At 59.8% G+C, this 12,661-nt stretch carries 12 protein-coding genes; 3 read left to right on the forward strand and 9 right to left on the reverse strand.

Annotation, left to right across the window (positions count from 1 at the left end):
• The first annotated feature begins 21 nt into the window (after positions 1–21).
• Genes PAE61_RS08590 through PAE61_RS08600 form a run of 3 tightly spaced genes read left to right on the forward strand, consistent with a single transcriptional unit; the run spans position 22 to position 3,028 of the window.
• Entirely contained in the window at positions 22–987 is a 966-nt protein-coding gene (locus PAE61_RS08590) for a carbohydrate ABC transporter permease (RefSeq protein WP_271114899.1), read from the forward strand.
• Positions 987–2,036, forward strand: coding sequence for a carbohydrate ABC transporter permease (locus tag PAE61_RS08595; RefSeq protein ID WP_271114900.1), 1,050 nt, complete (start codon positions 987–989; stop codon positions 2,034–2,036). The genes PAE61_RS08590 and PAE61_RS08595 overlap by 1 nt, the downstream gene beginning before the upstream one ends.
• Positions 2,036–3,028, forward strand: coding sequence for an ABC transporter ATP-binding protein (locus PAE61_RS08600; RefSeq protein ID WP_271114901.1), 993 nt, complete (start codon positions 2,036–2,038; stop codon positions 3,026–3,028). The genes PAE61_RS08595 and PAE61_RS08600 overlap by 1 nt, the downstream gene beginning before the upstream one ends.
• 42 nt (positions 3,029–3,070) lie before the next feature.
• Here the strand turns inward: PAE61_RS08600 and aptA are convergent, their stop codons facing one another.
• The 9 genes from aptA to PAE61_RS08645 form a co-directional block, all read right to left on the reverse strand.
• Entirely contained in the window at positions 3,071–4,387 is a 1,317-nt protein-coding gene (aptA, locus tag PAE61_RS08605; protein ID WP_271114902.1) for an omega-aminotransferase AptA, read from the reverse strand.
• Between the two features lie 66 nt (positions 4,388–4,453).
• Positions 4,454–5,236: a pyrroline-5-carboxylate reductase gene (locus tag PAE61_RS08610; protein ID WP_271114903.1), complete on the reverse strand. Its 783-nt coding sequence runs from the start codon at positions 5,234–5,236 to the stop codon at positions 4,454–4,456.
• Between the two features lie 165 nt (positions 5,237–5,401).
• Entirely contained in the window at positions 5,402–6,457 is a 1,056-nt protein-coding gene (locus tag PAE61_RS08615) for a Gfo/Idh/MocA family protein (protein WP_271114904.1), read from the reverse strand.
• Entirely contained in the window at positions 6,457–7,242 is a 786-nt protein-coding gene (locus PAE61_RS08620) for a ThuA domain-containing protein (protein ID WP_271114905.1), read from the reverse strand. Before PAE61_RS08620 ends, PAE61_RS08615 begins: the two co-directional genes overlap by 1 nt.
• Positions 7,243–7,299: 57 nt before the next feature.
• Positions 7,300–8,307 carry an ABC transporter ATP-binding protein gene (locus tag PAE61_RS08625; protein ID WP_271114906.1) on the reverse strand — a complete coding sequence of 336 codons (1,008 nt, stop codon included), beginning with the start codon at positions 8,305–8,307 and terminating at the stop codon, positions 7,300–7,302.
• Between the two features lie 4 nt (positions 8,308–8,311).
• The gene (locus PAE61_RS08630; RefSeq protein ID WP_271114907.1) at positions 8,312–9,145 is read right to left on the reverse strand and encodes a carbohydrate ABC transporter permease; all 834 of its coding nucleotides are present in this window, start codon (positions 9,143–9,145) and stop codon (positions 8,312–8,314) included.
• Complete coding sequence (locus tag PAE61_RS08635; RefSeq protein ID WP_271114908.1) at positions 9,142–10,101, reverse strand: carbohydrate ABC transporter permease; 960 nt, start codon at positions 10,099–10,101, stop codon at positions 9,142–9,144. Before PAE61_RS08635 ends, PAE61_RS08630 begins: the two co-directional genes overlap by 4 nt.
• Before the next feature lie 84 nt (positions 10,102–10,185).
• Entirely contained in the window at positions 10,186–11,454 is a 1,269-nt protein-coding gene (locus PAE61_RS08640) for an ABC transporter substrate-binding protein (RefSeq protein WP_271114909.1), read from the reverse strand.
• A gap of 147 nt (positions 11,455–11,601) precedes the next feature.
• Entirely contained in the window at positions 11,602–12,639 is a 1,038-nt protein-coding gene (locus PAE61_RS08645) for a substrate-binding domain-containing protein (protein WP_271114910.1), read from the reverse strand.
• Positions 12,640–12,661 lie beyond the last annotated feature (22 nt).

Here is a 12,661-nt window from a genome sequence, read left to right on the forward strand (position 1 = left end):
AACGGGGTGGCATATCGTCTGATGGCGCCCCTCCGCTGGTTTGCGCGTATCGTGGATATTCCGCTGCGGGCATGGCAGCGCATGACCGGGCAGGGCGGCATGATCGCCCTGTTCCTTTTGCCGAATATGGCGATTTTCTCGGTTTTCGTGCTGATCCCTCTGGGGATGAATGCGCTTTATTCCACCACGGGCGGTGTCGAGTTCTTTCTGGCCGACCGGCCCTATATCGGGACGGCGCATTACCAGCGACTGATGGATTGCGGAAATTATCTGGAGCCGAGAAGCTGCCGCGACGATATGTTCTGGATCGCGGTCTGGAACACGGCGCGGTTCGTCGTGCTACAGGTCGGGCTGATGACGCTTGCGGCGATGATCACCGCGCTGATCCTGAACCGAGCCATTCCCGGCAAGGCGTTCTGGCGGGCGGTGTTCTTCTTCCCGGTGTTGCTCAGCCCTGTCGTGGTCGGGCTGATCTGGAAATGGATCCTTCAGCGTCAGGGTCTGGCCAATCTGGGCATGGTTGAGCTGGGGCTGGAGCCGGTGAACTGGCTGATCGACAGGTTCTGGGCTTTCGCGGCAGCGGTCGGGGTCAGTGTCTGGGCGCATATGGGGTTCTATACGCTGATCCTGCTGGCCGGGTTGCAGGCGATTCCGCGTGATCTCTATGAGGCCGCCGAGATGGACGGCACCCCGCCTTTCCGGGTGTTTTATCGTATCACCCTGCCGCTTCTGATGCCGAATCTGCTGGTCGTTCTGGTGCTGTCGCTGATCCGTGCCGTGCAGATCTTCGATGAGGCCTATGTGCTGACCGGAGGCGGGCCGGGGACCTCGACCATGTTCATGACGCAATATATCTATGAGCAGGGCTTCGCCAATCTGCTGCGCAATCCGGGGCTTGCGGCGGCGGCCTCGATCCTGATGGCGCTTGTGCTGGTGGTGCTGACGCTGATGCAGCTCTGGCTCAGCCGCCGGGCGGGGAGAAGCTGATGCGGTGGCTGGTGGCACGGCGCGGCCGGACCGGAGACGGGCGGGGCTGGCACTGGACCGACATCGCCACATGGATCTGGCTGATCGGTGGCACGATCCTGATGTTCGGCCCGGCGATCTGGCTGGTCCTGTCCAGCTTCAAGACCCCTGCCGGACTGGCCGAGTTTCCGCCGACGCTTCTACCCTATACGCAGCAGGTCGTCGATATGAACGGCGATGAGAAGCCGCTGTTTTCGGTGACCCTGCCGGATGGCTCGGTCAGGACGATGGCGGAACTGCGCCGCGTCGGCATTGTCGCGCAGATGGTCGATCCCGACGCGCCGGATGCCGAGCCGGTCCGGGTCAATATCGACGAGCGGACTCCGATCCGGGAACTGCGTTTCGCCACCGAGAATTATACCGAACCATTCGTCCATTTCGATTTCCTGCTGTTCCTGCGGAACTCGGTCTTTGTCACGGTCATGGCGACGATCATCACTCTGCTGACCAACTCAATGGCGGCTTTCGCCCTGTCGAAATATGATTTCCGGGGGCGTAATGCCGTGATGCTGCTGATCATCGCCACGCTGATGGTGCCGCTTTCGGTGATCCTCGTGCCGCTTTACTCGGTCGTGTCGGCGACCGGGCTGATGAACACGCTATGGGGGGTGATCCTGCCCACGGTGGCGACGCCGACAGGGGTGTTCCTGTTGCGGCAATATATGCTGACCATCCCCGATGAGTTGCTGGATGCAGCGCGGATGGATCATGCATCGGAGTGGCAGATCTACTGGCGCATCGTTCTGCCGCTTGCCGCGCCGGCGCTTGCCGTGCTGGCGATTTTCTCGGTGGTGTGGCGGTGGAACGATTTTCTGTGGCCTCTGGTCGTTCTGTCGCGCAAGGAACTTTACACGCTGCAGATCGGGCTGAACACCTATGCCGGAGAGTTGAATGTCCAGTGGCACTATATTCTGGCGATGACCGTGGTCGCGATGATCCCGGTCGTGCTGGTCTTTGTCTTCCTGCAGCGCTTCATTACCGCAGGGATTGCGGGAACGGGGTTGAAGTAATGGGTATGATCGAACTTCAGAATATCCGCCGATCCTTCGGCGCCGCCGAGGTCATCAAGAATGTTTCGCTGACCATCCCGGATGGCGAGCTTGTGGTGTTTGTAGGCCCCTCGGGCTGCGGGAAATCAACGCTGCTGAGACTGATTTCGGGGCTGGATCGCCCGACATCGGGCCAGATCCTGATCGACGGTCAGGATGTGACACGTCAATCGGCGGCGGATCGCGGGCTGGCGATGGTGTTCCAGTCCTATGCGCTGTACCCGCATATGTCGGTGCGGCAGAATATGGCCTTCGGTCTGGAAAACACCCGTATGCCCAAGGCGGACATCGCGGAAAGGATCGCAGAGGCCGCGCGGATGCTGGAAATCGAACCGCTGCTGGAGCGTAAGCCGGGCCAGCTTTCCGGCGGTCAGCGCCAGCGTGTCGCCATTGGCCGGGCCATTGTGCGCGAGCCTACGGCATTTCTGCTGGATGAGCCTTTGTCGAACCTCGATGCCGAACTTCGCGGGACGATGCGGGCCGAGTTGGCGGCGCTTCATGCGCGGCTTGGCAAGACGATGATTTATGTCACTCATGACCAGATCGAGGCGATGACTCTGGCCGATCGGATCGTCGTGCTGCGCGACGGGGTGGTCGAGCAGGTCGATACGCCACTGGACCTGTTCAACACTCCGGCGAACCGCTTTGTCGCGGGGTTTATCGGCGCGCCGAAAATGAATTTTCTCCCGCAGCCCGACGGAACCGAGATGGGTATCCGTCCGCAACATCTGCACATCGCGGATCAGGGGATGCGGGTCACCGTCGAGATGGCCGAAAATCTGGGCGCGGAAACGCTGATCCACGCACGGAACGAGGATGACGCGCCGGTGCTTGCAATGCTTCAGGGTCAGATCAAGCCCAAGCGCGGCGATGCGCTGCATCTGTCGCGTGATCCGGGCGACGAACACTGGTTCGGCAAGGACGGACTGCGTCTTGCGGCCCGTCCCGGCTAGATCGGCAAGGCTTCCTGTGGACGGAAACCCGTCCCTGGCGGCTCAGTTCAGCCCTTCCAGCACCTTGCGCAGCGTCTCGACAAGCTGGTCGATCTGCGCCTTTTCAATGATTAGAGGCGGCGACATGGCGATAATATCGCCGGTCGTGCGGATCAGAATGCCTTTCTCATAGGCGCTGAGGAAAGCGTCGAAGGCGCGTTTGGTCGGCTGTCCCGGCACAGGCTCCAGTTCAACCGCGCCGATCAGCCCCTCATTACGGATGTCGATGACATGCGGCGCATCCCGCAGGGAATGCAGCGCGTCCTGCCAATAGGGGGCCAGTTCGGCGGCCCGCTGGAACAGCCCTTCCTCGCGATAGGTTTCCAGCGTGGCAAGACCCGCCGCGCAGGCAATCGGGTTCCCGGAATAGGTATAGCCGTGGAAAAGCTCGATCAGATGTTCCGGCCCGGTCATGAACGCATCATGCACCTCGGCAGAGGTCAGCACCGCGCCCATCGGGATCACCCCGTTGGTCAGCCCCTTCGCGGTGCTCATCAGATCCGGCGTCACGCCGTAATGCTGCGCGGCAAAGGCGGAGCCGAGCCGCCCGAACCCGGTGATGACCTCATCGAAGATCAGCAGAATGCCGTGTTTCCGCGTGATCTCGCGCAGGCGTTGCAGATAGCCCTTGGGCGGAAGCAGAACCCCTGTCGATCCCGCCATCGGCTCGACAATGACGGCGGCGATGGTTTCGGCCCCGTGCAGGGCGATGATCTGGTCAAGCTCATCGGCCAGATATGCACCATGTTCCGGCTGACCCCGGCTGAAGCGGTTTTCCGTCAGGTGAGTGTGCGGCAGGTGGTCCACGCCGTTCAGCAATGTGCCGAATGCCTTGCGGTTATTGACGATCCCGCCGACCGAAATACCGCCGAAATTCACCCCGTGATAGCCACGCTCGCGCCCGATCAGCCTTGTGCGCTGCCCCTGGCCGCGTGCCTGATGATAGGCAAGCGCGATTTTCAGCGCGGTCTCGACGGATTCCGAGCCGGAATTTGTATAGAAAACATGCTCCATCCCTTCGGGCGCAATGTCGATCAGCCGGTTCGCCAGTTCGAAGGCCTGAGGATGCCCCATCTGGAAAGCTGGCGCATAATCCAGCGTCTCCGCCTGTTTCTGGATCGCCTGCGTGATCCGGGGCCGACAATGACCCGCATTGCAGCACCACAGTCCGGCGGTCCCGTCCAGAACCTGCCGCCCATCGGCGGTGGTGTAATGCATGTCCTGGGATCCGACGAACAGCCGCGGAGCCTGCTTGAACTGCCGGTTCGCGGTAAACGGCATCCAGAATGCGTTAAGATCGTTGGGGGCGTGCTGATTCATCCGTCTTTCCTCTCATAGATCAGGCGCGGGTGGTGCGCGGCAGGCTGATCGAAGCTGCCGGTGGCGTCATTTCTGACCCCGTGCAGTTGCAATACGTTCCGCAACACTGTCGAGCGCCTTGCGCAGCCCGTCAACACCGCCCTTTTCGGAAAATACATTAAAGATTTGCTGGTTTATCCCGCCTTCCGTCGAGTGATCTTTGCGCAAGGTCGGAAAATCGTCATCCTGATGCCGTTCGGCGGTGCGGCCGAGTTCCAGAAACACCTTGCCGAGGAAAACCCGCGCATCCGCTGCCGGGACTCCTTTCGCCGTCAGCCAGTCCGCAACGGTTTCGAGGATGCCGAAATACAGCCCCATCACCGCGCCGGATGTCGTATATGCGTCGAACTCATCGAGGGTTTTCGCCGTCACCACCGGACCAAGCCGGTCGAACAGCGCCTGCAAGGTCTCATCCTCAGGATAGATTGCCGTCACGCCCTGACGGTCGGCCACGGCAGGCAGGGGTACGGCGCGAGAGATCGGCGCGTCATGCCGCGTCCATTCCTGAAGCCGCTCCGCGGTCACGGTGGCGATCAGACTGGCAATTTTCTGGTCCGCGCGGAATGTCAGCGCCCTAAGCACCTCTTCGGCGATCTGCGGACGGATGGCGAGGAAAACCAGATCGGCCTCGTCCACAACCTGCTGATTGCTTTCCGCGACCCTGACCCTGTCATGTTCCGCCGCGAGCCGCGCCGATACATCCTTGCTGCGCGGCGACAGGATCACCTCATCCAGCGGATAATCCGATGCCATAAGGCCGGTCACGATGGCCTTGGTGATGTCGCCGGTGCCGATGAAACCGATCTTCATGCTGTCCCCCTTCATATCTCCAGTCATGCGAAACCATGCGGCATCGGAGTGGCGGGGTCGAGGCCGATCTGCATTGCGTTACAGACCGGCCTCAGCCGCGCGGGAAGGTTACGGCTTCGGTTTTGCGTCTCCGGTGCAGCCTGACATGGCCCGCCGGAGACAGGATCAGACTGCCAGGCTGAGACTGTCCTGCAGCGCGGAATCCTCCGCCCGGTCGAGAAGCTGTTGTAGCGCAGCACCCCGGGAGAAGTCAGGTTCCGCCGGTCCTTCCTTGCGGATCGCTGCGATGAAACGCTGGAAGGTGGTCGGCGTGGCGGGACACTCGATTTCCTGCCATGTCGCGGATTCCAGATCCGGTTCGAGACAGGCGCGCAGACGGCTGACATTCTTTTCCAGACTGACCTCAAGCCCGCCCCGGTCGCCGTAAAGACGCAGCCGCAGGTCATTGAGATGGCCGCTGGCAAAGCGCGTTGCCGCCACCGTCCCGATTGTGCCGTTCTCCAGCACGATCTGCATCGTCGCGCTGTCATTCGCGTCGAGATTATAGTCTCCGATGCGCCCGTCCGGTGCCTTGTCATAGGTCGCCAGCCGACAGGATACCGAAGTGGCCTCCTGCGCGGCGATGAAGGTGGTGAAATCCAGAATATGGATCCCGACATCCCCCAGAACGCCCTTCGAGCCGTGGTCTTTCGACAGACGCCACAGCCACTGGCTTTCGCTGCGCCAGTCGCCCCAGGCGGGCTGCGTCAGCCAGCTTTGCAGATAGGACGCCTCGAAATGACGGATCGTCCCGATATCGCCCGCCCGCACCATTTTCGCTGCCTGTTGCAGAGCAGGAACATTGCGATAGGTGAGGTTGACCATATTGACGACGCCTGCCTGCGCTGCCGCATCGGCCATTGCCTGTGCATCGCTTGCATTGGTCGCCAGAGGCTTTTCGCAGAGAACATGCTTACCCTCCGCAAGCAGGGGCAGGGTGGTCGCGTAATGGGCGGCATCGGGGGTTACATTGGCGGCGGCATCGAACTCGCCCCATTCCATAGCCTCTTCCAGCGAGGAAAACGCATGAGCAATGTCATGCTTCTCGCAGAAAGCCTGCAACGGGCCGGGACGGGTATCGACACCGGCAACAAGCTCGACCCCCGGTATAGCGGAGAATTCGCGGGCATGGGTTTCGGCCATACCGCCAGTGCCGAGGATCAGGATACGAACAGGCTGCATCAGCGGAAACCCTCCTCGCCATGCTTGTGAAGGCTGGGGCCGCGCTCTTCGATCGGTTCCAACGCCTCGGATACCGGCACATTCGGCGCGACGTTCGGATCGGCCAGACGCGCCGCCGGGTTCCATGCCCATTTCGCGGCGTTCACCAGAACCTTCTGGACATCCGCATTGTGATAGGTCGGATAGGTCTCGTGACCGGGGCGGAAATAGAACACATTTCCCGCACCGCGCTTATAGGTCAGACCCGAGCGGAAGACCTCGCCACCCGAGAACCAGCTTACGAAAACCGTCTCCAGCGGCTCGGGCACGCCGAAAGGCTCGCCATACATTTCTTCATTCTCAAGCTCGAAATGATCGTTCAGCCCGGCTGCGATAGGGTGGTTGCGCGAGGTGAGCCACAGGCGTTCCCGTTCCCCGGCCTCCCGCCATGTCAGGTTGCAGGGCGATCCCATCAGCCGCTTGAACGGCTTCGAGAAATGCGCCGAGTGGAGAAAGACCATCCCCATTCCCGACCAGACGGCGTTGCAGACGCGTTCGACAACCTCATCGGCAACATCGCCATGCGCACGGTGGCCCCACCAGAACAGCACATCGGTTTCGGCAAGCTTTTCCTCGGTCAGGCCATGTTCCGGTTCCTGAAGCGTGGCGGTGCCTGCGGTGATCTCCGGGTCCTTGTTCAGGGATGCGGCGATGGTGCCGTGTATGCCTTCGGGATAAATCCCGGCGACGATTTCATTTTCTTTTTCGTGAACGTTTTCGTTCCAGACGGTGACTCGAATGCTCATGCTTTCTCCGTGGAAATGCCTGTTGAGTTGAGGAGATATGTTTGGGGCGGTTAAGGGTCAGCCTATCGGCAGACCCTCAGCGTCAAAGCGATGCAGATGCTGCGCCAGTGGCTGAAGGCTGACCTTGCTGCCATAGGCGATGGACAATTTTCCGGGCTGCCTGACGACGACGGGTTCTTCCGCGCCGATATCGACAAACAGGAAATTATCCGAGCCCAGATCCTCGGCGTGAACCACCTCACCCTGCCATTCGCCACTGCCATCGCTGACAATCTCGATATGTTCGGGCCGCACACCAAGCGTCGCACAGTTTTTGGCACGCGCGATCTCGGAATTGAGGAAGTTCATCTTGGGACTGCCGATGAAACCCGCCACGAACATGGAGGCGGGACGTTCGTACAGCTCGGCAGGCGTGCCGACCTGCTCCAGCCTGCCGTCGCGCAGAACGGCGATGCGATCCGCCAATGTCATCGCCTCGACCTGGTCATGGGTGACATAGACCATTGTTGTATCCTCCATCGCGTGATGCAGCTTCGCGATCTCCAGCCGGGTCGCGACGCGCAGCGCGGCATCGAGGTTGGACAGGGGCTCGTCAAACAGGAATACGCGCGGGTCGCGGACAATCGCGCGGCCAATTGCCACGCGCTGACGCTGACCGCCTGAAAGCTGGCGGGGCAGCCGGTCCAGAAGATGTTCGATCTGCAACAGCCGGGCGGCATCGCGGACGCGTTTGTCCATTGCCGCCTTGTCGGCCTTCGCAAGCTTCATCCCGAAGGCCATGTTGTCATAGACCTTCATATGCGGATAAAGCGCATAGCTCTGGAACACCATCGAGATACCGCGATCCGAGGGAACCAGGTTGTTGACCCGCTCTCCGTCGAACAGCATGTCGCCCGAGGTGATGTCCTCCAGCCCGGAAATCAGCCGGAGCAGGGTGGACTTTCCGCAGCCCGAGGGGCCGACAAAAACCATGAATTCACCCTTGGCGATTTCCAGGTCGATGCCCTTGATGACCTCGACGGCACCGTATGATTTGCGGACGTTTTTCAGTTCGATCTTGGCCATGAGTTCAGCCTTTCACACCGCCGGCGGTCAGGCCCGCCACGATCTTGCGTTGGAAGAAGAGGACGAGGACGATCAGAGGCACGGTCACGATAACCGAGGCCGCCATGATCGGTCCCCACGGAATTTCCTGTTGCGAGGCCCCTGACAGAAGCGCGATGGCAACAGGAACGGTCCGCATCGTCTCGGAGCTGGTGAAGGTCAGCGCGAACAGAAACTCATTCCACGCGCCGATAAATGCCAGAAGCCCGGTTGTGACCAATGCGGGCCACAGAAGCGGCAGGAACACCTTGGTGATGATCACCCAGGGCGAGGCACCGTCAACGATTGCGGCTTCCTCGATTTCCACAGGCAGATCCCGCATGAAGGTCGTCAGCACCCAGACGGTAAAGGGCAGGGTGAAGATCGTGTAAGAAAGGATCAGCGCCCAGGGGGTGTTGAAGATACCCAGAAAGCGGATCAGTTCGAACAACCCGGCCAGAACCGCGATTTGCGGGAACATGGACACCGCAAGGATGGTCATCAGCAACAGACCCCGCCCCCGGAACGGCACCCGCGCCAGTGCATATGAGGCCGTGACCGCCAGAAACAGCGCGAATGCCACGGTGCAGCCTGCGATAAAAACAGAGTTCAGGATCGAACGCGGGAAGTTCCGGCTGTTCAGCACCGCCTCATAATTCGAGAGGTCGAACACTCTGGGCCAGTAATTGACCTGAAACAGCGCCGTCCCGGTCGAAAAACTGGTCACAATCGCATAGTAGAACGGGAACACCGCAAACAGAACGATGACGACGACAAGGGCGTAAAAGCCAATGGTTTTCAGTATTTTTTTCTGGGTCATGACCGGTCTCCCGACAGATCCACACGGCCGAGCCAGATATAAAGGCTGACAAAGATGGCGATGATCGCGAAAAGAAGCGTCGATTGCGCTGCGCCATAGGCGAATTTGTCGAAATCGATCATGTTTTCGCGGCTGATAACCGACATCGTCTTGGTCGCCGATGAATTCGGGGTCAGCACATAGACCAGATCGAAGATGCGCAATGCGTCCAGCATCCGGAAGATCACGGCCACCATCAGCGCGGGACGGATCAGCGGCAGAGTCACCCGGAAGAACACCTTGACCGGATTCACCCCGTCGATCCGCGCTGCTTCATAAATATCGCGCGGCACCATCTGAAGCCCGGCAAGGATCAGCAGCGCCATGAAAGGCGTCGTTTTCCAGATATCGACGATCAGCACCGCCGTCATGGCCGTGTCGATATTCGCCGTCCAGGCGATCTTCTCATTGATGACGCCCAGATTCAGCAGGATATCGTTAATGATCCCGAACTGGTCGTTCAGCATCCATCCCCACATTTTCGCCGAAACGATGGTCGGGATCGCCCAGGGGATCAGAATTGCGGCGCGGACAAGGCCTCTGCCTTTGAATTCGGCGTTCATCACCAAAGCGACGATCAGGCCGAAAACCGTCTCGAATGCGACAGAGATCACCGAGAAACGGACCGTGTTCCAGACCGCATTCCACCAATCCGCATCAACCAGCGTGCCGCGGTAGATGGTGCGGCCCGAAGACAGGGTGCGGACCTCAAGATAATTGGAGAAACCGACCCATTCTGCGTCATACAGATTCGACAGTGTCGCGTCGGTCAGGGAAAACCAGATGGTGCGCATCAGCGGCCAGGCCGCCACGCAGAACAGAGCAACCAGCATCGGCGCAAGGAACCAGAAGGCGGCCCGCTGCCTCAGCTGTTTCAGGCTTGGGCCACTAGCCCCGCCCAAAGAATGATCGGACATTGAAAAGCTCCTCGTCATGGCCCGGAAAAGGGCCGGTGGCGAAGCGGAGGTGAGGAACCTCCGCTTCGGCTGCGGCGTAACTGATTACCAGCCAGACCCTTTCAGGTCGTCCAGATCCAGCTCAAGAAGCTCAAGATTTTCCGCTGCGGTTCCGTTGCCTGCCAGCGTCTCGTGGACGGCTGACCAGAACATTGCGGAAACCTCGTTATACTTGCCCTTGGTCGGAGCCGAAGGGCGCGGCACAGCCTGCTCGAACACCTCTTTCCAGCGAGGGATCAGAGGCACCTCTTCGGCAATATCGGCGTCGTCATACAGGGAAGGGATGGTCGGCAGGTTGCCGTTTTTCATGGAGAAGGATTTCTGCCCCTCAAGGCTGGACAGATACAGTGCCAGATCGATCGCCGCTTCCTGATGTTCGGAATATTTGGAAACCGCAACATTCCAGCCACCAAGCGTCGCAGCAGGCCCGTCTCCGCCCGAGGGCAGGGGGGCGACATCGAACTTGCCCTTCACTGCGCTGTCATCGCTGTTCGAAAGCGAGAAAGCATAGGGCCAGTTGCGCATGAACACCGCATTGCCGGTCTGCCAGACTCCGCGGGCTTCTTCTTCCTGATACGCAAGAACGCCGGGCGGGCTGATCGTGCCGATCCAGGACAATGCGGTTTCAAGCGCGGCAACTGCGTTTTCGTTATTGATGGAGATCGTCCCGTCCGGCTCGATGATCTGGCCTCCGCCAGCCGAGTTGATCCATTCGAGCGCGTTGCAGGTCAGCCCTTCATAAGCATTGCCCTGCCAGACATAACCCCAAAGCTCGCTGTTTCCCTCAGCCCGCTCAGCATCCTGGATTTCCTGCGCTGTCTGCGTCAGCTCTTCCCATGTCTGCGGGACGGGCTTGCCGTATTTTTCCAGAAGATCGGTGCGGTAATAAAGCGCGGGCGCATCCGTAAACAGCGGCAAAGCGACCAGCTTGCCATCCACCGTCTGACTTTGAATGACGGATTCGAAATGCGACGGGATCAGGTCCTTGGCAGCCTCGCTCAGGTCGACAAAATGATCGGATAATTGCGGCGCCCAGACGATGTCGGTCTGATACAGGTCGATATCGCTGGTATTCGCCGAGAGCCACAGACGGTACTGCGCGAACTGATCGGAACTGGAGGGCGGCATCGGAACGATGGTCACCGTATTGCCGGTACGCTCTTCCCAGGGCTTCATGGTTTCCTTGAGATGTTCGATTGCAGTCCCGACAGCACCGCTGACATAGGACAGTTCAACCGCCCAGGCCGATCCGGTTCCGAAAACCGCCATCATGGCCGCGGCAGAAATACCAAGCGCTGCGTTGTGTTTTTTCATGTAATCCTCCTCCAAAAATCACGGGGAAGATCCCCGTGCCACTAATTTCCCGCAGGTTCCGGCGCGGGCTCCTCTCCGATCGCGACGTCCCGAAACGTTTCGGATTTATTAACGAAAACGAGGTACATCTGTCAAGGATTCTTCGTATCAGGCATTAGAACGCGGCGGTGCTGCGGTAGACTGACGCAGGAAAATCCGGTGAGGGCCGACTTGCTGAAGCTGTGAAAGCGGTGCGCCGTCAATCGCTTCGGCAAGACATCTCGCCAGAGGCGCCCAGCTTTCCCGCAACGGTGCGTCGGTTACGCTGAGCGCAGGATAAAAAGCGGCGGTTTCAAGATTGGCGACATGATCGTCATGCGCCATCACCGAAATATCGTCAGGCACAGAAAGGTTCATCGCCCCGACTGCCTGATACACGCCTTTTGCGATTCGCGAATTGCTGCAAATAATCGCCGTCACGGGCAGGGCGCCGCCTGAGAACAGTTCCACGGTAGACAGCAATCCAAATGCCTCGGTCATCTCACCGTTGCGAATAAGCGCGTTGGCCGCAGGGATACCGGAATCGTTCAGAGCCTTCAGGTAGCCGCGCTCGCGTGCGGTGACATAGCTGCGCCCGGCAAGCCCGTTGAAAAAGGCGATATTCTTATGACCAAGCCCGGTCAGATGCCGGGTTATTTCGTATAAAATCCCTTCATTATCAATGTCGAAATAGGCATGTTCCGCAGCCTCGCCGATCCGTCCATGAACCACGAAGGGGACATCTTCATCAGCAAGAAGTGATGCGCGGGGATCGTTCTCTTCGGGATGGGTCAGCACGAATCCGTCAAGCGCCCCATTGCCGATCAGCCTTTGATAGACAGGCAGGATCGGTTCATCCGGCCGGGCAATATGAAGCACGAACTGCATCCCGATTTCCGAAAATTGCGTCGAAAGACCGGCCACCACCTCCATGAAAAGACCATCCGATGCGAGGTGCGGCGTGCGCGGTTCGACCAGTCCGACCATGCCCGAGCGTCCCGAAACCAGTTTCCGCGCCGAGAGATTCGGCTGATAACGCAGCGACCTTGCTACCTTATGAACCCGCTCCCGCGTCGTCTTGCTGACATCCGAATGGTTGTTCAGTGCCCTGCTGACCTGAGTCACCGACAGCCCCGCCGCCTTCGCCACATCCTTCAAGGTCGCCATGTTACATCCTGTCGCATATTTT

It is taken from the genome of Paracoccus aerodenitrificans, from assembly GCF_027913215.1.
GTDB classification, from domain to species: domain Bacteria; phylum Pseudomonadota; class Alphaproteobacteria; order Rhodobacterales; family Rhodobacteraceae; genus Paracoccus; species Paracoccus aerodenitrificans.

What these genes read in the sequence shown, in the direction of transcription:
- PAE61_RS08620 (WP_271114905.1), bottom strand. Translation starts at nt 7,242, where the DNA reads ATGAGCATTCGAGTCACCGTCTGGAACGAAAACGTTCACGAAAAAGAA.
- PAE61_RS08625 (WP_271114906.1), bottom strand. Translation starts at nt 8,307, where the DNA reads ATGGCCAAGATCGAACTGAAAAACGTCCGCAAATCATACGGTGCCGTC.
- PAE61_RS08630 (WP_271114907.1), bottom strand. Translation starts at nt 9,145, where the DNA reads ATGACCCAGAAAAAAATACTGAAAACCATTGGCTTTTACGCCCTTGTC.
- PAE61_RS08645 (WP_271114910.1), bottom strand. Translation starts at nt 12,639, where the DNA reads ATGGCGACCTTGAAGGATGTGGCGAAGGCGGCGGGGCTGTCGGTGACT.
- aptA (WP_271114902.1), bottom strand. Translation starts at nt 4,387, where the DNA reads ATGAATCAGCACGCCCCCAACGATCTTAACGCATTCTGGATGCCGTTT.
- PAE61_RS08595 (WP_271114900.1), top strand. Translation starts at nt 987, where the DNA reads ATGCGGTGGCTGGTGGCACGGCGCGGCCGGACCGGAGACGGGCGGGGC.
- PAE61_RS08635 (WP_271114908.1), bottom strand. Translation starts at nt 10,101, where the DNA reads ATGTCCGATCATTCTTTGGGCGGGGCTAGTGGCCCAAGCCTGAAACAG.
- PAE61_RS08600 (WP_271114901.1), top strand. Translation starts at nt 2,036, where the DNA reads ATGGGTATGATCGAACTTCAGAATATCCGCCGATCCTTCGGCGCCGCC.
- PAE61_RS08590 (WP_271114899.1), top strand. Translation starts at nt 22, where the DNA reads ATGGCGCCCCTCCGCTGGTTTGCGCGTATCGTGGATATTCCGCTGCGG.
- PAE61_RS08615 (WP_271114904.1), bottom strand. Translation starts at nt 6,457, where the DNA reads ATGCAGCCTGTTCGTATCCTGATCCTCGGCACTGGCGGTATGGCCGAA.
- PAE61_RS08610 (WP_271114903.1), bottom strand. Translation starts at nt 5,236, where the DNA reads ATGAAGATCGGTTTCATCGGCACCGGCGACATCACCAAGGCCATCGTG.
- PAE61_RS08640 (WP_271114909.1), bottom strand. Translation starts at nt 11,454, where the DNA reads ATGAAAAAACACAACGCAGCGCTTGGTATTTCTGCCGCGGCCATGATG.